Annotated in this window: 18 protein-coding genes; 16 read left to right on the forward strand and 2 right to left on the reverse strand. The window is 66.6% G+C overall.

Annotated features, from left to right (window positions below):
• Positions 1-4 precede the first annotated feature (4 nt).
• The 15 genes from J2X54_RS25160 to J2X54_RS25230 are packed head-to-tail and all read left to right on the forward strand — an operon-like array spanning position 5 to position 15,070.
• Positions 5-550, forward strand: a complete 546-nt coding sequence (locus J2X54_RS25160) for a hypothetical protein (protein ID WP_310184544.1) — start codon at positions 5-7, stop codon at positions 548-550.
• A complete protein-coding gene (locus tag J2X54_RS25165; protein ID WP_310184546.1) occupies positions 543-2,345 on the forward strand; it encodes an AMP-binding protein in 1,803 nt (600 codons plus the stop codon). The genes J2X54_RS25160 and J2X54_RS25165 overlap by 8 nt, the downstream gene beginning before the upstream one ends.
• Positions 2,338-3,102, forward strand: a complete 765-nt coding sequence (locus tag J2X54_RS25170) for a glycosyltransferase family 2 protein (protein ID WP_310184548.1) — start codon at positions 2,338-2,340, stop codon at positions 3,100-3,102. The genes J2X54_RS25165 and J2X54_RS25170 overlap by 8 nt, the downstream gene beginning before the upstream one ends.
• Entirely contained in the window at positions 3,099-4,040 is a 942-nt protein-coding gene (locus J2X54_RS25175; protein WP_310184550.1) for an acyltransferase, read from the forward strand. Before J2X54_RS25170 ends, J2X54_RS25175 begins: the two co-directional genes overlap by 4 nt.
• Positions 4,027-5,574: an aromatic amino acid ammonia-lyase gene (locus tag J2X54_RS25180; RefSeq protein ID WP_310184552.1), complete on the forward strand. Its 1,548-nt coding sequence runs from the start codon at positions 4,027-4,029 to the stop codon at positions 5,572-5,574. The genes J2X54_RS25175 and J2X54_RS25180 overlap by 14 nt, the downstream gene beginning before the upstream one ends.
• Entirely contained in the window at positions 5,567-5,998 is a 432-nt protein-coding gene (locus tag J2X54_RS25185; RefSeq protein WP_310184553.1) for an acyl-CoA thioesterase, read from the forward strand. The genes J2X54_RS25180 and J2X54_RS25185 overlap by 8 nt, the downstream gene beginning before the upstream one ends.
• Positions 5,995-6,627: an outer membrane lipoprotein carrier protein LolA gene (locus tag J2X54_RS25190; RefSeq protein ID WP_070251656.1), complete on the forward strand. Its 633-nt coding sequence runs from the start codon at positions 5,995-5,997 to the stop codon at positions 6,625-6,627. Before J2X54_RS25185 ends, J2X54_RS25190 begins: the two co-directional genes overlap by 4 nt.
• Entirely contained in the window at positions 6,624-8,978 is a 2,355-nt protein-coding gene (locus J2X54_RS25195; RefSeq protein WP_310184555.1) for an MMPL family transporter, read from the forward strand. The genes J2X54_RS25190 and J2X54_RS25195 overlap by 4 nt, the downstream gene beginning before the upstream one ends.
• Entirely contained in the window at positions 8,971-10,218 is a 1,248-nt protein-coding gene (locus J2X54_RS25200; protein WP_310184557.1) for an NAD(P)/FAD-dependent oxidoreductase, read from the forward strand. Before J2X54_RS25195 ends, J2X54_RS25200 begins: the two co-directional genes overlap by 8 nt.
• A complete protein-coding gene (locus J2X54_RS25205) occupies positions 10,206-10,766 on the forward strand; it encodes a DUF3261 domain-containing protein (RefSeq protein WP_070251659.1) in 561 nt (186 codons plus the stop codon). Before J2X54_RS25200 ends, J2X54_RS25205 begins: the two co-directional genes overlap by 13 nt.
• Before the next feature lie 9 nt (positions 10,767-10,775).
• On the forward strand, positions 10,776-11,987 hold the full coding sequence (locus J2X54_RS25210) for a beta-ketoacyl-ACP synthase (protein ID WP_310184560.1): 1,212 nt from the start codon (positions 10,776-10,778) through the stop codon (positions 11,985-11,987).
• Positions 11,984-12,475 carry a hotdog family protein gene (locus J2X54_RS25215; protein WP_310184562.1) on the forward strand — a complete coding sequence of 164 codons (492 nt, stop codon included), beginning with the start codon at positions 11,984-11,986 and terminating at the stop codon, positions 12,473-12,475. The genes J2X54_RS25210 and J2X54_RS25215 overlap by 4 nt, the downstream gene beginning before the upstream one ends.
• Positions 12,472-13,209: a 3-oxoacyl-ACP reductase FabG gene (gene fabG, locus J2X54_RS25220; protein WP_070251662.1), complete on the forward strand. Its 738-nt coding sequence runs from the start codon at positions 12,472-12,474 to the stop codon at positions 13,207-13,209. Before J2X54_RS25215 ends, fabG begins: the two co-directional genes overlap by 4 nt.
• On the forward strand, positions 13,206-14,444 hold the full coding sequence (locus tag J2X54_RS25225) for a beta-ketoacyl-ACP synthase (protein ID WP_070251663.1): 1,239 nt from the start codon (positions 13,206-13,208) through the stop codon (positions 14,442-14,444). Before fabG ends, J2X54_RS25225 begins: the two co-directional genes overlap by 4 nt.
• Positions 14,444-15,070 carry a 4'-phosphopantetheinyl transferase superfamily protein gene (locus J2X54_RS25230; RefSeq protein ID WP_310184563.1) on the forward strand — a complete coding sequence of 209 codons (627 nt, stop codon included), beginning with the start codon at positions 14,444-14,446 and terminating at the stop codon, positions 15,068-15,070. The genes J2X54_RS25225 and J2X54_RS25230 overlap by 1 nt, the downstream gene beginning before the upstream one ends.
• Positions 15,071-15,072: 2 nt before the next feature.
• Here J2X54_RS25230 and J2X54_RS25235 read toward each other — a convergent pair whose 3' ends face one another.
• Together J2X54_RS25235 and J2X54_RS25240 are read right to left on the reverse strand one after the other, a co-directional pair.
• The gene (locus tag J2X54_RS25235; protein ID WP_310184565.1) at positions 15,073-16,017 is read right to left on the reverse strand and encodes a polysaccharide deacetylase family protein; all 945 of its coding nucleotides are present in this window, start codon (positions 16,015-16,017) and stop codon (positions 15,073-15,075) included.
• 68 nt (positions 16,018-16,085) lie between these two features.
• Positions 16,086-16,982, reverse strand: a complete 897-nt coding sequence (locus J2X54_RS25240; protein WP_310184567.1) for a lytic transglycosylase domain-containing protein — start codon at positions 16,980-16,982, stop codon at positions 16,086-16,088.
• A 508-nt stretch (positions 16,983-17,490) separates the two neighbouring features.
• On the opposite strand from J2X54_RS25240, the gene ubiD reads away from it, so the two are divergent.
• Positions 17,491-18,975, forward strand: coding sequence for a 4-hydroxy-3-polyprenylbenzoate decarboxylase (gene ubiD, locus J2X54_RS25245; protein ID WP_310184569.1), 1,485 nt, complete (start codon positions 17,491-17,493; stop codon positions 18,973-18,975).
• Positions 18,976-18,979: the final 4 nt, after the last annotated feature.

The raw sequence follows: 18,979 nt of genomic DNA on the forward strand, positions 1-18,979 counted from the left end.
CACGATGTTGATGACCGTACTGACAGTGGCATTGACGCTGCTGTATCCGCTGGCGATCTGGCTGGGACATGGCAAGGTCGAGCCGCGCTGGCTGGCCATGCTGTTGCTGGCCGCCGCTGTCACGCGCCTGCCGGCACTGCGCCTGTCCGGCGCGGCGCGCTGGTCGGTGGCCGGTGCGCTGGTGCTGGTGGCCTGCGCCATCTGGAGCAACCTGCTGTTGCCGCTCAAGCTCTACCCGGTGCTGGTGAACGCCGCGCTGCTCGGCGGTTTTGCCTACAGCATCACCACCCCGGTGTCGGCGGTAGAGCGCATGGCACGCCTGCGCGGCGAGGATTTTCCCCCGGTGGCGCAAGCGTATATGCGCAACGTCACCAAGGTGTGGTGCGGCTTTTTCATCGTCAACGGCGCCATCGCGCTGGGCACTGCGCTGTGGGCCAGCGAAGCCGCCTGGTCGCTCTACACGGGCGTGATTTCGTACGCGCTGATGGGGCTTTTGTTCGGCGTCGAATACCTGGTGCGCCTGCGGTTCAAGCGCCTGCACCATGGCTGACCTGTTCTCTGCGCCACTGGCCAACCTGGCCGCCGCCATGGCGGCGCGGCCGGCCCACGCCCAGGTGGGCTGGCGCGCCGGGGCGCCGGTCGCCAACGCCCAGTTCCTGGCCCGCGCCGGCGCCTGGCATGCGCTGCTGCGCGCCCAGCCCGGCCGCCATTTCGCGCTGTATCTCGACGACAGCATTGACTTTGGCGCGGCGCTGCTGGGCGCCTGGCATGCCGGCAAAACCATCTGGCTCGGCGCCGATACACTGGACGCCACGTGCACCGCGTTGGCGTCGTCCGTCGACGGTTTCCTGGGAATGTACCCGGCGGCGCTGGCGCCGTTGCAGCCCGATGCTGCGCACGGCGGCGTACTGCCGGCCGCAAGGCTCGAGGACGACGCGCCGGCGCTGGTGGTGTTTACCTCCGGCAGCACCGGCGCGCCGCAGGCCATTCCCAAAAAGCTGTCGCAGGTCGCCAGCGAGGTGGCCACGCTCGACCTGCTGTTCGGCGCCACCGCTGGCGACGCCGCCATCGTGGCGACGGTGTCGCACCAGCATATCTACGGCCTGCTGTTCAAGGTCCTGTGGCCGCTGACCACGGGCCGGCCGCTGCATGCGTCCAGCATCGGTTTCCACGAAGCGCTGGCGCCGGCGCTGGCGCTTGGCCCCTGCGTGCTCGTCGCCAGCCCCGCGCATCTCAAGCGCCTGCCCGAACACCTGGACTGGCGCGGCGCCGCGCGCAACCTGCGCGCCGTGTTCTCCTCCGGCGGCCCGCTGGCGGCCGACGCCGCGCTGGCTGCCGGCGCGCTGCTGGGAAAAACCCCGATCGAAGTGTATGGCAGCTCGGAGACCGGCGGCGTGGCCTGGCGCCAGCGCGCCCACCTCGCTGACGATGCGTGGCGCGCCATGCCTGCCGTGGCCTGGCGCCTGGGCGGGGAGGGCGGCCTGGAAGTGCGCTCGCCGCACTTGCCCGACGACAGCTGGCTGGCGCTGGCCGACCGCGCCGAGCCGGCCGGTGAAAATGGTTTCGTGCTGCGCGGGCGTAACGACCGCATCGTCAAGATCGAGGAAAAGCGCGTCTCGCTCACGGCCATGGAAGCGGCGCTGCTGGTTTCCAGCCTGGTGCTGGAGGCGCGCGTGATCGTGTGTACAGATACAGCGCAGCCGGGCAGCGAACGCCAGCGCATCGCGGCCTTGGTCGTGCCCAGCGCCGCCGGCGCTGCGGTGCTGGCGCAGCACGGCAAGGCGGCGCTGAACCGCCTGCTGCGCGCCGCGCTGGCGCTCACCGTGCCCGCAGTGGCCTTGCCGCGCCGCTGGCGCTACCTCGACCGCTTGCCGGTCAACGCCCAGGGCAAGACTACGCTGGCTGCGCTGGAAGCGCTGCTCGACCAGCCTGCCCTGGTCAAGCCGCAAATATCGCAACCACCGCAACCGCCGCAACCGCCGCAACCACCGCGCCTGCCGCACGTCGTCGAACTGGAGCGCGACGAGCGCCGCGTACTGCTGCAGGTGACGGCGCCAGCCGACCTGCTGTACTTCGACGGCCACTTCGACGTGGCGCCCATCCTGGCCGGCGTGGTGCAGGTGGAGTGGGCCATGCATTACGGCCGCGCATACTTCGCGCTGCCGCCCGATTTCACTGGCATCAACGTGCTCAAGTTCCAGCAGGTGGTGGTGCCCGACATGCGGGTGCAGCTCGAGCTGGTGCACGACGCCGCCAAGGGCACCCTCAATTTCCGCTACACGTCCGAGGGCTTCCAGCACTCGAGCGGGCGCATCACGCTGGCCGGAGAAAACCGCGATGAGTGAGACCTTCAAGCCCTGCATCGTGGTCCCGGTGTATAACCACGAACATGCGATCGGCGCCGTGGTCGACGGGCTGCTGGTGCATGGCGCGGGCGTGCCGGTGATCCTGGTCGACGACGGCAGCAACAGCGCTTGCGCGGCGGTGCTGGACGGGCTGGCAGCCGTGCACGCGCCACGCGTGGCGCTGGTGCGCCTGGCGGTCAACCAGGGCAAGGGCGCGGCCGTGCTGGCGGGCTTCGTGCACGCGGCGCGCGCGGGCTGCACGCACCTGCTGCAAATCGATGCCGACGGCCAGCATCGCAGCGGCGACGTGCCGCTGTTCCTTGCGCAGGCGCAGGCGCACCCGGAATCGATCATCGCCGGCCACCCGGTGTACGACCAATCGGTGCCGAAGGCGCGCCTGTACGGGCGCTACGCCACCCATATCTGGGTGTGGATCAATACGCTGTCGTTCGACATCATCGACTCGATGTGCGGCTTTCGCGTGTATCCGGTGGCGGCCGTCACCGCGCTGGCCGCGCGCCAGCGCATCGGCGCGCGCATGAACTTCGACACCGACATCCTGGTGCGGCTGTACTGGGCCGGCGCCCAAGTGGTCAATCTGCCCACGCGCGTAAGCTATCCTACCGACGGCGTCTCGCACTTCCGCATGTGGCACGACAATGTGCTGATCACCTGGATGCACACGAAGCTGTTCTTCGGCATGCTGCCACGCATCCCGCGCCTGCTGGCGCGCAAGTGGCGCGGGCGGGCGCCATGAGCGCGCGCGGCCTGCACTGGGCGTCGCTCAACGAGTTCAGTTTCGTCGCCGGGATGCGGTTCCTGTTCTGGATCTGCCGCGTGTTCGGCCGCTGGCCGTTTCGCCTGGTGCTCTACCCGGTGCTGGCGTGGTATGTGTTCACCAAGCCGTTGCCGCGCCGCGCTTCGCGCGAGTACCTGCGGCGCATGGCGGCGCATTCCGGGCGCAAGCTGCCGGGCGTGCTGCGTCACTTCGCCGCCTTCGGCGAGAGCATCCTCGACAAGATGCTGCTGTGGGGCGGCCTGTACAACATGGACGAGGTGGCACTGCACGGCGCCGAACTGATGGCCAACGCGGCGACGGCGGGGCGCGGCGGCCTGCTGATCTGCTCCCACCTCGGCAATATGGAATTATGCCGCGTGCTCTCGCGTCAACGCCGCGATATCCGCATCACGGTGCTGGTGCATACGCGCCATGCCCAGGCGTTCAACGACATGCTGGCCAGCCTGAATCCGGAAAGTGCGCTCAACCTGGTGCAGGTGACCGAGATGTCGCCGGCCACGGCGATGATGCTGGCCGAGCGCATTGCGCGCGGCGAGTTCGTGGTGATTGCCGGTGACCGGGTGCCGGTGTCGCCCAATCCCCGCGTGGCGGTCGTCGATTTTCTCGGCGCGCCGGCGGCATTCCCGGTGGGGCCGCACATCCTGGCCGGCATCCTGCAATGCCCGGTGTACCTGGTGTTTTCGGTGCGCCGCAATGGCCGCGCGCACGTGTACTTCGAGGCGTTCCGCGACAGCGTGCGCATCCCGCGCAAGGACCGCGATGGCGCACTGGCGCAGCTGGCCGGCGACTACGCGCGCCGCCTGGAACACCATGCGCTGCAGGCGCCGCTGGAATGGTTTAACTTTTACGATTTTTGGCATTTGCCGGAACTGGACTCCCCCGATGCACCTCGCTGAACCACTGCGCACCGTCCATTTCAGCCGCGAGCGGCTGACGCTGGAAGACATCGTCGACATCGCTCACGGTCGCGCGGCTGCCGCACTGTCCGACGATCCGGCCTTTCGCAGTGCGATTGCGCGCGGCGCCGACTTCCTCGACCGCCTGCTGCGGGAAGACGGCACCATCTACGGCGTGACCACCGGCTACGGCGACTCGTGCACGGTGACGGTGCCGCCGGCGCTGGTGGCCGAGCTGCCGCACCACCTGTACACGTACCACGGCGTGGGCTTGGGCGAGTATTTCACGCCGGCGCAAACGCGGGCCATCCTGGCCACGCGCCTGGCGTCGCTCTGCAAGGGGTACTCGGGCGTGAGCGTCGAGCTGCTGCTGCAAATTACGCGCCTGCTGGACGCCGGCCTGCTGCCGCTGATTCCGTCCGAAGGTTCGGTGGGCGCCAGCGGCGACCTCACGCCCTTGTCGTACCTGGCCGCCGTGCTGTGCGGCGAGCGCGAAGTGTGGCGCGACGGCGTGCAGGTGCCGGCCGCGCAGGCATTGGCGCAGGCAGGCATCACGCCGCTGCGCCTGCGCCCGAAAGAGGGACTGGCGATCATGAATGGCACCGCAGTCATGACCGCGCTGGCCTGCCTGGCCTATGACCGCGCCGACTACCTGGTGCGCCTGTGCACGCGTATTACCGCCATGGCGTCGTTCGCGATGGATGGCAACGCCCACCACTTCGACGAAGTGCTGTTTGCGGCCAAGCCGCACGCTGGCATGCAGCAGGTGGCCGCCTGGCTGCGCAGCGACCTGCCGACTGCCGAGTGGGAGCGCAACGGCAAGCGCCTGCAGGATCGCTACTCGATCCGCTGCGCGCCGCACGTGATCGGCGTGCTGGCCGACGCGCTGCCGCTGTTCCGCACCATGATCGAGAATGAACTCAACAGCGCCAACGACAATCCGTTGATCGATGCCGACAACGAACGGGTGCTGCACGGCGGCCATTTTTACGGCGGCCATATCGCCTTTGCCATGGACGGCATGAAGAACGCCGTGGCCAACCTGGCCGACTTGCTGGACCGGCAAATGGCGCTGCTGGTCGACAGCCGCTACAACCACGGCCTGCCTGCCAACCTGTCCGGCGCCAGCGGCGAGCGCGCACCGATCAACCATGGTCTCAAGGCCTTGCAGATCAGCGCCTCGGCCTGGACTGCCGAAGCGCTGAAACTGACCATGCCGGCGTCGGTGTTCTCGCGCTCGACCGAGTGCCACAACCAGGACAAGGTCAGCATGGGCACCATCGCCGCGCGCGACTGCCTGCGCGTGCTGGAACTGACTGAGCAGGTAGTGGCGGCGTTGCTGGTCACGGTGCGCCAGGGCGTGTGGCTGCGCTGCCAGCTGACGCCCGACCTGCCGCCACCGGCGCAACTGGCGGCAATGCAGGCGGCGCTGGAACGGGATGTGGCGCCGGTGGTGGAAGACCGCCGCCTGGAGCCGGACCTGCGCCTGCTGATCGCGCGCATCCGCGCCCAGGACTGGAGCCTGTATGCGTAAAGTCACGCAAAGCCGCTGGTTTGCGGAAGTGGAGATGCAGGTACAGTTCTTCGACCTGGACCCGATGGAAATCGTCTGGCACGGCCGCTACGTCAAGTACCTGGAAGTGGTGCGCTGCGCGCTGCTCGACAAGATCGATTACAACTACCCGCAAATGAAGGCTTCGGGCTATGCCTGGCCGGTGATCGACATGCAGCTGCGCTACGTGGGCTCGGCCACCTTCGGCCAGAAGCTCAGGCTGCGCGCCGATATCGTCGAGTGGGAAAACCGCCTCAAGATCGATTACCTGATCACCGACGCCGAAACGGGCAAGCGATTGAACCGCGCCAGCACCACCATGGTGGCGGTCGATATAGCGACCAAAGAGATGTGCTTCGTGTCGCCGCCGGTGCTGTTTGAAAAACTGGGATTGGAACCTGTATGAATCTGAAAAAAACGCTACGCGCCGCGCTGGCAGTGGTGACGTTGGCCACCTCGGCCGCATCGATGATGCCTGCCGCGCACGCTGCGGTGCAAGTGTCGAAAATCCAGGCCATGCTGGCCAGGCCCGCGATCATGTGCGGCCGCTTCGACCAGACCAAGACGCTGGCCGGCATGAAGAAGCCGCTGGCCTCCAACGGGCGCTTTTGCGTGGTGGCCGGCAAGGGCGTGTTGTGGCGAACTTTAAAACCATTCCCCGCCACCTTGCGCCTGACGCGGGACGAAATCGTCAACTACCAGGGCGACCGCGTGGCCATGCGGCTCGACGCCAAGACCGAGCCGACCGTGCGCGTGATTAACAACGTGCTGTTCTCGCTGCTGTCGGGCGACCTGGCGCAGCTCGACTCGGTGTTCGAGGTCGATGGCGCGGTGGAAGCCAATAGCTGGAATGTCTCGCTCAAGGCACGCCAGGCGGCGGTGGAAAAGGCGATCGGCACCATCAGGCTCGAAGGCGGCGCCTACGTGAAAAACATCGTCATGAGCGAAGCCAGTGGCGACCGCACCAATATCGTTTTCTCGGACATCAAGACTGGCGAATCGGCGTTGACCGCCGAGGAAGCGGCGCTGTTTTGACGCGCAGCCGACAACTGGCGGCGCTGTGGGCGCTGATCGTATCTCTGCTGCTCGGGCATAACGCCTACCTGTGGCTGGTCCAGCGCATCGTGCCCAACACCGACATCATGGCGCTGCTGCCGGTGCAGGAGCGCGACCCGGTGTTGCAGGCGTCGTTTGCGCACATGGTCGATGCGGCCCAGCAGCGCGTGATCGTGCTGGTTGGCGCCGAGAGCTGGATTGATGCCAAACGCGCGGCCGACGCTTACCAGGCGGTGCTCGGCGCCCGCAGCGATCTGTTCAAGGCCACTGCCATCGACGAGAAAACCCAGAGCGACTGGTTCTCCGTCTTCCAGCAGCATCGATTGACCTTGCTCACCGCCGAACAGGAAGCGCAATTGCGCGGCGAACCGGCGCAGTTCTGGCTCGACGCCGCGCTGTCCAAGCTGTATAGCCCGTTCGGCGGCCCCAAGCTCGGATCGTGGCAAGACGATCCGTTCGGCCTGTTCGGCGGCTGGGTGCAGGAGAGGGCGCAAGAAACGCCGGTGCGTCCGCGCGACGGCCACCTGTTTGTCGCCGACGGCCAGAAACAGTACGTGCTGCTGCCCCTGACATTGAAGGTGCCGGCGCTGTCGATGTCGGCGCAGGAAGCCGTGCTGCCGCTGCTGCGCCAGGCCGGCGATGCTGCCCGCAAGGCTGTGCCACAGGTGGAGCTGATCCAGACGGGCGTGATCCTGCACGCGGCCAACGCCAGTTCGCAGGCCAGCGGCGAAGTGTCGACCATCGGCATCGGCTCGCTGCTGGGCATCATCGCGCTGATGTGGTTCGCGTTCCACTCGTTCAAGCCGATCTCGCTGATCCTGCTGTCGATCGGCGTCGGTTTTCTGGGCGCGCTGTCGGTGTGCTGGCTGCTGTTCGGCCAGATCCACCTGCTCACGCTGGTGTTCGGCGCCAGCCTGATCGGCGTGGCGCAGGACTACGGCATCTACTTCCTGTGCAACCGCCTGGCCGCCAGCGAACAACTCGACTCGCCATCGCTGCTGCGGCGGCTGATGCCGGGCCTGTGCTTCACGCTGCTGGCGGCGGTCATCGGCTACATGGGACTGGCGCTGACGCCGTTCCCTGGCCTGCGCCAGATGGCCGTGTTTTCGGCGCTGGGTCTGGTGTTCGCCTGGCTGACGGTGGTGTGCTGGTTCCCGGTGCTGATCGGCAGCCGCACCTTGAAGAGCGGAGTACTGGTGCGCCTGTACGGCGGCGCCGTGCGCGCCTGGCCGGTGCTGCGGTTCAACCGCGCGACGCTGGTGGCGGTGCTGGTGTTTGCGGTGGCCGCTGCCTACGGCGTGAGCCGGCTGGGCGCCAACGACGATATCCGCCTGCTGCAAAATCCTCCCAAGCACCTGATCGCCGACCAGATCAAGTTGAGCCGCCTGCTCGACGCGCCCACGCCGGTGCAGTACTTCCTGGTGCGGGCCGCATCGGCCGAGCAGTTGCTGCAACGCGAAGAGCAGCTCAAGGCGCGCCTTGAGCCGCTGATCGCCGACCAGCACATCTCCGGCTACCAGGCCATGTCGAACTGGGTGCCGTCGGCCGCGAAGCAGGCCGCGCGGCGCACCCTGGTCGAACAAAAACTGCTGGCCGACGACGGTCCGCTGGCGGGACTGGCGCGCGAGACCGGTGCGGATGCCGCCTGGATCGGCGCCACCCGCGCCGGGCTGCTGGCGGCCGGTGCACCGCTGTCGGTGGACGATTTTCTCAAGAGCCCGGCCAGCGAGCCGTGGCGCCACCTGTGGCTGGGCCAGATCGACGGCGGCTATGCCAGCATCGTCGCCTTGCGCGGCCTGGGCATGGCCGGCGTACCGCATGTGCAGCGCGCGGCCGACGGCTTGCAAGGCGTGCAGTGGGTGGACAAGGTGGCCGAGATTTCGTCGGTACTGGGCCGCTACCGGGTGAACATGAGCTGGGTGGCGCTGGGTGCCTACGCGGTGGTGTTCGTGCTGCTGTTCCCGCGCTATCGCGGGCGCACCTGGCGCGTGCTGGCGCCGACCGCCATTGCCAGCATCGCCGCGCTGGCGATCCTGGGCTATGCATCGCAGAACCTGCAACTGTTCCACGTGCTGGCGCTGATGCTGCTGCTTGGCGTGGGCGTAGACTACGGCATCTTCATGCAGGAACACCCGGACCGGCGCGACCATACGCCGTGGCTGGCGGTGGGCATGTCGGCTGCCAGCACCATCTTGTCTTTCGGCCTGCTGGGCCTGAGCCATACCCCGGCCTTGCAGGCGTTCGGCCTGACCATGCTGCTGGGGACAGCGCTGGTCTGGCTGATCGTTCCCTGTTTCGGCAACTTCACCACTGAGGGCAAACATGTCTGAAGCTTTCCCGCTTGAATCCGTAGAGATCCTGATCGTCGGCGCCGGTCCTGCCGGTTCTGTCGCCGCCGCGCTGCTGCGCCAGCAGGGCCGGCACGTGCTGGTGCTCGAGCGCGAGGAGTTTCCGCGCTTTTCGATCGGCGAAAGCCTGCTCCCGCAAAGCATGGAATACCTCGAGCAGGCCGGCATGTTGCAGGCAGTGGTGGAGGCGGGCTTCCAGTTCAAGAACGGCGCCGCTTTCATGCGCGACGGCTGCTACACCGACTTCGACTTCCGCGACAAACACTCGCAGGGGTGGGGTACCACGTACCAGGTGCAGCGCGCCCACTTCGACCACATCCTGGCCAAGGAGGCCGAGCGCTTCGGCGCCGAGGTGCGCTACCGCCACGAGGTGCTCGATATCATGCTGGGCCAGGATGGCGCGCCGGCGCTGGTGACCGTCAAGCGCCCGGACGGCGCCCGGTACCAGGTGCGCGCCGGTTTCATCCTCGACGCCAGCGGCTTCGGGCGCATCCTGCCACGCCTGCTCAAGCTGGAAACGCCGTCGAACTTCCCGGTGCGCGGCGCCATTTTCACCCACGTGGAAGACGGCATTCGCGGTGCCCATTTCGACCGCAACAAGATTCGCGTGACGGTCCATCCGAGCCACTGCAACGTGTGGTTCTGGACCATCCCGTTTGCCGGCGGGCGCTGCTCGCAGGGCGTGGTGGCCGAGACCTCCTTCCTCGACCAGTACCAGGGCACGCCCACCGAGCGCCTGCGCGCCATCATTGCGGAAGAGCCGTCGCTGCACGCGCTGCTGGCCGATGCCGTGTGGGATACGCCGGCGCGCCAGATCACCGGCTACTCGGCCAACGTGGACAAACTGTGGGGCGAGGGTTACGCCTTGCTCGGCAACGCCGGCGAATTCCTCGACCCGGTATTCTCGTCGGGCGTGACCATCGCCTTCAAATCGGCCAGCCTGGCGGCAGCGGCCCTGCAGCGCCAGTTCGCCGGTGAGCAGGTGGACTGGCAGGCCGACTACGGCGCGCCGCTGCGCAAGGGCGTGGACACCTTCCGCGCATTCGTGGAATCCTGGTACGCGGGCAGCTTCCAGACCATCATCTTCCACCAGGAGCAGCGCCCGGAAATCAAGCGCATGATCGCCTCGATCCTGGCCGGCTATGCCTGGGACCTGACCAACCCGTACGTGAAAGAGACGCCGCGCCGGCTGGCCGCACTGGAGGCCGTATGCGCAGCGTGACGTTCAGCCGCGCCCTCGTCGTGGCAGCTATAGGGAGTGCGTTGGCGCTGGCCGGCTGCGCCACCACGCCGCCGCCCCAGGCCCGGCTGGGACTGAAGCTGCCGCCCGCCGCGCTGGGCGCCTCGATCAGCGTGCAGCAGCACCTGACCGTGGAGCGCGCGGGCCGCACCGACGACATGGACGTGGCTTTGCAGGTGGAGCCCGATGCGATCGACGTGGTGGGCCTGGCCATGGGCCAGCGCGTGCTGACCCTGCGCTACGACGGCAAGGAACTGACGTCGTGGCGCCACTTCATGCTGCCGTCGCAGGTCAAGGCCGAGGATGTGCTGGAGGACATGCAGCTCACGCTGTGGCCAGCCAGTGCGGTGGCCGCCGCGCTGCCGGCCGGCTGGCGCATCGCGGAGCAGGGCGACACCCGCATGTTGTACCTGGACGACGAGGCGATCATGCGAATCGTGTACAGCGGCCAGCCGCGCTGGAGCGGCAAGGTGGTGTTGGAAAATCTGCGGTATCACTATAAGCTGACCATCCAGGCAGCCCCGGACTGATTGAATCACATGTCGACTTACTACCTTAACGCGTGCGGCATCGTCTGCGCACTGGGCGCCAGCCATGCCGAGGTGAAGGCGCGCCTGTACGCCGGCCAACCGGGCGTGGCGCCCACCCGCGCCTGGACCCCGGACCGCGAGCTGCCGCTGGGCTGCGTGCTGGCCGAGCTGCCGCAGCTGGCGCACCTGCCGCCGGTGCAGCGCAGCCGCAATAACGCGCTGGTGCTGGCCGCGCTGGCGCAGATCCGGCCGGCCGTCGATGCGGCGATTGCCCGCCACGGCGCCGACCGCGTGGGCGTGGTGATCGGCACCAGCACGTCGGGCATCGGCGAGACCGAGCATGCGATCCGCACCTACGCCACGCAGGGAGTGTTGCCTGACGACTTCCAGTACGACCGCCAGGAAATGGGTTCGCCGGCCGTGATGCTGGCGCGCGAGCTGGGCGTGGCCGGGCCGGCGTATGTGCATTCGAGCGCCTGTTCGTCCAGCGCCAAGGCCATGGCCAGCGCTGCGCGCCTGATCAAGATGGGGTTGTGCGATGCGGTGGTCACGGGCGGCGCCGATTCACTGTGCACCTTCACGGTGGCCGGCTTTGCGTCGCTCGAATCGGTCAGCGCGGCACTATGCAACCCGATGAGCGCCAACCGCAACGGCATCAATATCGGCGAAGGTGCGGCGCTGTTCCTGATGACCGCCGATGCCGACGCCGGTGACGGTGCCGACACCGGTGCAGCGGTGGCACTGATGGGCTGGGGCGAGTCGTCCGACGGCCACCACATGTCCGCGCCCGATCCCACCGGCGCCGGCGCCGCGCTGGCCATGACACAGGCGTTGCAGCGCGCCGGCGTGGCGGCCGGCGAGGTCGATTACATCAATATGCACGGCACCGCCACGCCGCAGAACGACGCCATGGAGTCGCGCGTGATCGCCGCGCTGTTCGGCGAGCAGGTACCGGTCAGCTCCACCAAGCCGTTCACCGGCCACACGCTGGGCGCGGCGGCGGCCATCGAGGCGGCGCTGTGCTGGCTGGCGATGCAGGACGATAACCGGCAGGGCCGGCTGCCCCCGCACCTGTGGGACGGCGTGTTCGATCCCGCGCTGCCGCGCCTGAACCTGGCGGCGCCCGGCGCGTCGCTGGGCCGGCCGCTGCGGCGGGTGCTCAGCAGTTCCTTCGCCTTCGGCGGCTCCAACGCGGCGCTGGTGCTTGGATGCGTGCCATGAGTGACGTGGAGATGCCCGATGTGCGCGAACTGGTGCCGCATTCCGGCGCCATGGTGCTGCTCGACCGCGTGGTCAGCGCCGACCACGACAACCTGTGCGCCGAGGTGCGCATCCATGCCAACAGCATGCTGGCCTCGCAGCAGGGCGTGGGGGCCTGGGTGGGCATCGAATACATGGCGCAGGCCATTGCCGCGCACGCCGGCTGGAAGGGCCGCCTGCTGGGCGAACCTGCCCGTGTGGGCTTTCTGCTGGGCTCGCGCAAGTACCAGGCCAGCGTGCCGTATTTCGTGCCGGGCAGCGTACTGCGGGTGCACGTGCACCGCGTGCTGCAAGGTGAAAACGGGCTCGGAGCCTTCGACTGCCGCATCGAGCTCGCCGATGCGCCGGGCCAGTTGCCGGAACAGGCGCCGGCGCTGGCCACCGCCACGGTGACGGTGTTCCAGCCCCATAATGTCAATCAATTTCTCGAAGATGGAAACGCAGGATGAATCAGAATAAGTCCATGAGTGTGCTGGTGACGGGGTCGTCGCGCGGCATCGGCAAGGCGATCGCGCTGCGCCTGGCGCGCGACGGTTACGACGTGGTGCTCCATTGCCGCAGCCAGCGCGCCGAAGCGGACGCCGTGGCCGGCGAAATCGTGGCCATGGGCCGCGCGGCGCGGGTGCTGCAGTTCGACATCGGCGATCGCGCCGCCACCGCCGCCGCGCTGGCGGCGGACATCGCCGAACATGGCTGCTACTACGGCGTGGTGTGCAATGCCGGCGTGGCGCGCGACAACGCCTTCCCCGCCATGTCGGGCGAGGACTGGGACATCGTCCTGCAAACCAATCTCGATGGTTTTTACAATGTGCTCAATCCGCTGGTGATGCCGCTGGTCCAGCGCCGCAAACCGGGGCGCATCGTGACGCTCGCTTCGGTGTCGGGACTGATCGGCAATCGCGGCCAGGTCAATTACAGCGCCGCCAAGGCCGGCATTATCGGCGCCACCAAGGCGCTGGCGCTGGAACTGGCCAAGCGCGCCATCACCGTCAACTGCGTGGCGCCGGGGCTGATCGAAACCGACATGACCGAGGGCGTGCCGATGGAAGAAGCACTGAAGATGATTCCCGCGCGCCGGGTGGGCAAGCCGGAAGAGGTGGCCGCAGCAGTGAGCTTCCTGATCGGCGAGGAAGCGGGCTACATCACGCGCCAGGTCATTTCCGTCAATGGCGGCCTGGCATGAGCCGCCGCGTCGCCGTCACCGGCATGGCCGGCATCAGCCCGATCGGCAACGACTGGGCCAGCGTGCGCGCGCGCCTGGGCGAGTACCGCAACGCCGTGGTGCGCATGGCCGACTGGGACGACTACGAGGGCCTGCATACCCGCCTGGGCGCGCCGGCTGCACCGTTCGAGCTGACGCCACGCTACAGCCGCAAGGCCGTGCGCAGCATGGGCCGGGTGGCATTGATGGCCACGCGCGCGAGCGAACTGGCGCTGTTCGACGCCGGCCTGCTCGACCATCCGCTGCTGCAAAGCGGCGACATGGGCGTGTCGTTCGGTTCGTCGGCGGGCACGCCGAGCGCCATCGGCGACTTTGGCCGCATGATGGAGGAGCGCTCCACCAAGGGCATCAACGCCACCACGTATATCAAGATGATGGCGCACACGGCGCCGGTCAACATCGGCGTGTTCTTCGGCCTGACCGGACGCGTGATCACCACGTCGAGCGCGTGTACCTCGGGCAGCCAGGGCATCGGCTACGCCTGCGAGGCGATCCGCGCCGGCAAGCAGATCGCCATGGTGGCAGGCGGCGCCGAGGAATTGTGCGCGACCGAGGCGGCGGTGTTCGACACGCTGTTTGCCACCAGCACCCGCAACGACGCCGGCCACACCACGCCGCGCCCGTTCGACGCGGACCGCGACGGCCTGGTGATCGGTGAGGGCGCAGGCTGCCTGATCCTGGAAGACCTGGAGCACGCGCAGCAGCGCGGCGCCACCATCTACGCCGAACTGGTGGGCTTCGGCACCAACAGCGACGGCTGCCACGTCACGCAGCCGAATGCGGCTACCATGCAGACGGCCATGCGCCTGGCGCTGCGCGACGCCGGCCTGCAACCGCAAGACATCGGCTACATCAATGCCCACGGCACCGGCACCGAGCAGGGCGACGTTGCCGAATCGCAGGCCACGCTGGCGGTGTTCGGCAGCGCTACCCCGATCAGCTCCCTGAAAAGCTATATGGGCCACACGCTGGGCGCGTGCGGTGCGCTGGAAGCGTGGATCAGCATCGAGATGATGCGCGAGGGCTGGTTCGCGCCCACCATCAACCTCGAGCAGCTCGATCCGCGCTGCGCGCAACTCGACTACATCGCCGGCACCGGCCGCGCGCTGGACTGCGACTACGTCATGTCGAACAACTTCGCCTTTGGCGGCATCAACACGTCGCTGATCTTCAAACGCTACGCGGGCGCGCAGTGATGACGGCGCCGGTCACGGTCCGCCTGTTGATGGTCGATGCCGATGCGGTGGCGGACGTTGACCTGCCGCGCCTGCGTGACTGGCTGGCGCCGGGCGAACTGGCGCGCTGCCAGCGCTTTGCGCGGTCCCAGCGTCTGCGCCAGTTCGTCATCGGCCGGGTGCTGGCGCGCATGGCGCTGGGCCAGGTGCTGGGGGTGCCGGCGCGCGCGGTGGTACTGGAAGAGCAGGTGGCCGGCGCGCCGCTGCTGGCCGCGCCGCCGCTGAAAAACTTCGACGGCGGCTTTTCCATCTCGCACAGCGGGCGCTGGGTGGCGTGCGCGGTCAGTGCGCGCACCCGCTTGGGCCTCGATATCGAATTGCGCGACCCCGGCCGCGATCTGGCGGCGCTGGCCGCGCAGGCGTTCGATGCACACGAAGTCGCGCAATGGCAGGCACTGGCGGCCGCGCGCCGCGTGGACGGTTTTTATCGCTTGTGGAGCGAGAAGGAAGCGCGCTTCAAGCTCGGCGCCGATGGCCACAGCGTGAGCCTCGCGCATGACGAATTGTCGGTGGTGGTATGCACCGCGCGCGTGCTCGACGAGGCGCCGGAGATCGAGGTCGTGCTACTGGATGCTGGCTTGAAGTAACGCTAGTGCCAGAGCCAGTTCCAGAAACCCGGTAATTGCTGGCGCGCCTGGCCGTCGGCCACGGTACGCGCCAGCGCCGCGCGTTCGAGCTGTTCGCGGTTGTCGTAGAACGGTTGCGCAGCCAGTGGCACGTCGAGTTCGCGGGCCACGTCGACCAGGATGTCCAGGTATTCCGCGAGGTGGCGCGACGTGTAGCTGTTAACGTCATGGAAGGTCACCACCACCGGTGTGGCGCCGTCCACTTCCGGCAGCTCGCCGGCAGCCCAGCGCAAGCGTGTCTCGGCCAGGTGCTTGAGCATATTGGAGCGCTTGTGCCAGCTCCAGTTGACGCCATAGATTTTACCGTCGTTGGCACTCAGGTCCGTGAGCAGCATTTGCAGCCCGTAGGCGTGGTAGATCTCGAGCGTGTCGGCGGTGTAGGCCCAGAACGGCGGACGCACCAGCGTGGGCGGCACGCCGGTTTCCGCCAGCAGGTCGCCCACGCCGGTTTCCATCGAGGCGGCCAGTTCGGCCGGCGGCATGAAGCGGTGGTTGGCATGGCGCGGGGTGGCGCTGTGCAGGGCGACCAGGTGGCCTTCGGCCTGTTCGCGCCGGATCAGGGCGCGCCCGCGCGGCGTGCCGCCGCCGTTGGCGGCGCGCGTCTGCGTAAAAAACACTGCCTTGATGCCCGGCTGCTGCTGGTTGCGGGCCAGCGTTTCGAGGATGCGCACGGTCGGGTTGGCGCTGGTGGCCGAGGCCGGGCCGTCGTCGAAGGTAAGCAGGAAGCGCACTGGGGCCGATGCCGGCGCCGAGGCTGGGGCCAGTACCGCGGCTGAAGCTGGTGTCGCGGACGCAGCTGGCCGGGTGCCGGCGCAGGCCGTGAGCAGCGACAGCATCAGTACCGCAATCAGGGGGCGCAAGCGTAGCAGGGGCACGGTGGTGAGCGTGGTGGCAAGATGGAGCGCCATTGTACGTGATGACGTAAAAATGGCCCGATTCCGCGAGGAACCGGGCCATTTTTTTCGCCCTCTATATATTAGATGCCGGCGATTTGCGTATCGGCTGCCGGGGCCGGTGGCGCTTCCACCTTCGGCGCCGGCTTGGATTGCGCCATCACCGGAGTGATGGTAGGTACTTTCTTGCCGCTCGAAACTTGTTTCAGGCGCTGGTATTCGGCCAGTACCTTGGCGCCGTAGCCGTCGTCGTGGGCGAATGCTGCTGCGCCGACGTAGCTCTTCAGACCGGCTTCCACCGAACCGCCACGGGTGACGTAATCCTTGAGGATCAGCGAACCGACGCGGATGTTAGCGACCGGATTCAGGGCTGCCTGCAGGCCGCCCATTTCCTGGAAGCGCTCGTGGTGCACCTTGGACATCACCTGCATCAGGCCCTGCGCGCCCATCGGGCTTTCCGCGAACGGGTTGAGGCCCGATTCGATCGCCATCACGGCCAGGATCAGCAGCGGGTCGAGCTTGATTTCACGGGCCGTCAGGTAGGCGGTGGACACCAGCATATTGGTCGCGTCACCGGCCACGCGATAGCGCTTGGACAACCAGTCGGTCACCCAGCGTTGCTGCTTCTGGGTGCCCATCAGGGCCTTCTCCTCGCTCGACAACTGGGACGAAGCGCCGGCCGCATCGGTTGCAGCAGGCGCCGGCGCGTCCATCAAGGCCGACAGCGGCGGTGCGACCAGGCTGATCGGTTCTGCCACTGGCGCCGGATTCAGGCTGTCGCTCAGGGCTTTGGCCAGGTCCGGACGGAAAAACAGTACTGCCATAACAACCAGAGCGGTCACACCAAGTATGGTCAAAGTGTGCTGGGCGGTGGTCAAGACGCCCTTGGCCGAAATGCGGGTGTTGGACAACCACGCCGCTGGCTGGCGAGCCAGGATGGTGCTGGCAAATGCGGAAGCACCGGTAAAGCGGTTAATCATAGAGTTCCCCTCTGAAATGCCGGTGAAAACGGCCCCCTGCCAGCGTATGACATAAAGAAATACGCAGCCCATGGGGGTGCTCTTGCCGTGCATCAGAAATATCACCGTCCATCGCACTGTAGGTGCCGGCATGGACGCCGTAATTGCTTGCCTGAGCTGATCCCTCGCAGTGGGAGTGGATCAGTCGCAATACAACCTCTTTCGGGGGTAAGGCAGACGCCTTTTGAAAACACTCCTTAAAATGTCATGTGGAGCCCCGACTCCGTGAATGAATGAGCAACAACTTCGTGTGGACGCTTTGTGGTCGGCACGTGCCTTCAGGCGCTGTTCTCTTCAAGTAGGGCAGATTGTAGGGGCGGTATTATATCAAGTCAATACTAACGCGATTGAAAGCTATAACTTTTAAATCTAGCTTTTTGCCATGTGTGCGCTAGAAAACCAATAAAATCAATCACTTGAACTGTATTTTTAAACAGTGCACACTATTGTAAGAAAATATTAAAAAACGATGAAATATACCGATCTCCGCGATTTCCTTTCCCAGCTGCAACGAATGGACGAAATTAAGTCCATTTTGACGCCAGTTTCCCCGCATTTAGAGATGACCGAGGTTTCCGACCGCGTGTTGCGCGCCGGCGGACCGGCTTTGCTCTTCAAAAATCCGACCGGTCACAGCATCCCGGTCTTGACAAATCTGTTTGGTACCCCGAGGCGCGTGGCGCTGGGCATGGGCGCCGACGATGTCAGCGAATTACGCAAGATCGGCCACGTGCTGGCGCGCCTGAAGGAGCCGGAACCGCCCAAAGGTTTCAAGGACATCCTCGGCATGGGTTCGCTCGTCAAAGCGGTGTGGGACATGGCGCCCAAGGAACTGCGCGGCGCGCCGTGCCACGACATCGTGTGGGAAGGCGCCGACGTCGATCTGGCCAGGCTGCCGATCCAGCATTGCTGGCCGGGTGACATCGCACCGCTGATTACCTGGGGCCTGGTGATTACCAAGGGACCGAACAAGAAGCGCCAGAACCTCGGTATTTACCGCCAGCAAGTGCTGGGGCCGAACAAGGTGATCATGCGCTGGCTGGCGCACCGCGGCGGCGCCCTCGATTTCCGCGAGCACGCCTTGCAGAACAAGGGCAAACCGTACCCGGTGTGCGTGGCGCTGGGCGCCGATCCCGCTACTATATTAGGCGCGGTCACGCCGGTGCCCGACAGCCTGTCGGAATACCAGTTCGCCGGCCTCTTGCGCGGCAGCCGCACCGAGCTGGTCAAGGCGATCGGCAGCGAATTACGGGTGCCGGCTTCCGCTGAAATCGTGCTCGAAGGGCATATCTATCCCGACGAAAACCACCCGTCCGGTTTCGAGCATGCGCTCGAAGGTCCGTATGGCGACCACACCGGGTACTACAACGAGCAGGACAGCTTCCCGGTGTTTACCGTCGACCGCATCACCATGCGCCGCGATCCGATCTACCACTCCACCTACACCGGCAAGCCGCCCGACGAGCCGGCCGTGCTGGGCCTGGCGTTGAACGAGGTGTTCATTCCGCTGCTGCAAAAGCAGTTCAGCGAAATCACCGACTTTTACCTGCCGCCCGAGGGGTGCAGCTACCGCATGGCGGTGGTGCAGATCAAGAAGCAGTACGCGGGCCACGCCAAGCGCGTGATGTTCGGCGTGTGGAGCTTCCTGCGCCAGTTCATGTATACCAAGTTCATCGTGGTGGTGGACGAGGATGTGAACGTGCGCGACTGGAAAGAAGTGATCTGGGCGATTACCACCCGTGTCGATCCCACCCGCGACACCACGCTGGTGGACAACACGCCGATCGACTACCTCGACTTCGCCTCGCCGGTCAGTGGCCTTGGCAGCAAGATGGGCATCGACGCCACCAACAAGTGGCCCGGCGAAACCAGCCGCGAATGGGGCACCACGATTACCATGACGCCAGAAGTGAAGGCGCGCGTCGATGGTATTTGGCAGGAGCTGGGGCTGTAGGTTA

This window comes from Duganella sp. 3397 (assembly GCF_031456625.1).
Lineage (GTDB): Bacteria > Pseudomonadota > Gammaproteobacteria > Burkholderiales > Burkholderiaceae_D > Rugamonas > Rugamonas phyllosphaerae.

Coding starts and splice junctions, on each gene's coding strand:
- J2X54_RS25160 (WP_310184544.1), top strand. CDS start 5: ATGTTGATGACCGTACTGACAGTGGCATTGACGCTGCTGTATCCGCTG.
- J2X54_RS25165 (WP_310184546.1), top strand. CDS start 543: ATGGCTGACCTGTTCTCTGCGCCACTGGCCAACCTGGCCGCCGCCATG.
- J2X54_RS25170 (WP_310184548.1), top strand. CDS start 2,338: ATGAGTGAGACCTTCAAGCCCTGCATCGTGGTCCCGGTGTATAACCAC.
- J2X54_RS25175 (WP_310184550.1), top strand. CDS start 3,099: ATGAGCGCGCGCGGCCTGCACTGGGCGTCGCTCAACGAGTTCAGTTTC.
- J2X54_RS25180 (WP_310184552.1), top strand. CDS start 4,027: ATGCACCTCGCTGAACCACTGCGCACCGTCCATTTCAGCCGCGAGCGG.
- J2X54_RS25185 (WP_310184553.1), top strand. CDS start 5,567: ATGCGTAAAGTCACGCAAAGCCGCTGGTTTGCGGAAGTGGAGATGCAG.
- J2X54_RS25190 (WP_070251656.1), top strand. CDS start 5,995: ATGAATCTGAAAAAAACGCTACGCGCCGCGCTGGCAGTGGTGACGTTG.
- J2X54_RS25200 (WP_310184557.1), top strand. CDS start 8,971: ATGTCTGAAGCTTTCCCGCTTGAATCCGTAGAGATCCTGATCGTCGGC.
- J2X54_RS25205 (WP_070251659.1), top strand. CDS start 10,206: ATGCGCAGCGTGACGTTCAGCCGCGCCCTCGTCGTGGCAGCTATAGGG.
- J2X54_RS25210 (WP_310184560.1), top strand. CDS start 10,776: ATGTCGACTTACTACCTTAACGCGTGCGGCATCGTCTGCGCACTGGGC.
- J2X54_RS25215 (WP_310184562.1), top strand. CDS start 11,984: ATGAGTGACGTGGAGATGCCCGATGTGCGCGAACTGGTGCCGCATTCC.
- fabG (WP_070251662.1), top strand. CDS start 12,472: ATGAATCAGAATAAGTCCATGAGTGTGCTGGTGACGGGGTCGTCGCGC.
- J2X54_RS25225 (WP_070251663.1), top strand. CDS start 13,206: ATGAGCCGCCGCGTCGCCGTCACCGGCATGGCCGGCATCAGCCCGATC.
- J2X54_RS25230 (WP_310184563.1), top strand. CDS start 14,444: ATGACGGCGCCGGTCACGGTCCGCCTGTTGATGGTCGATGCCGATGCG.
- J2X54_RS25235 (WP_310184565.1), bottom strand. CDS start 16,017: ATGGCGCTCCATCTTGCCACCACGCTCACCACCGTGCCCCTGCTACGC.
- J2X54_RS25240 (WP_310184567.1), bottom strand. CDS start 16,982: ATGATTAACCGCTTTACCGGTGCTTCCGCATTTGCCAGCACCATCCTG.
- ubiD (WP_310184569.1), top strand. CDS start 17,491: ATGAAATATACCGATCTCCGCGATTTCCTTTCCCAGCTGCAACGAATG.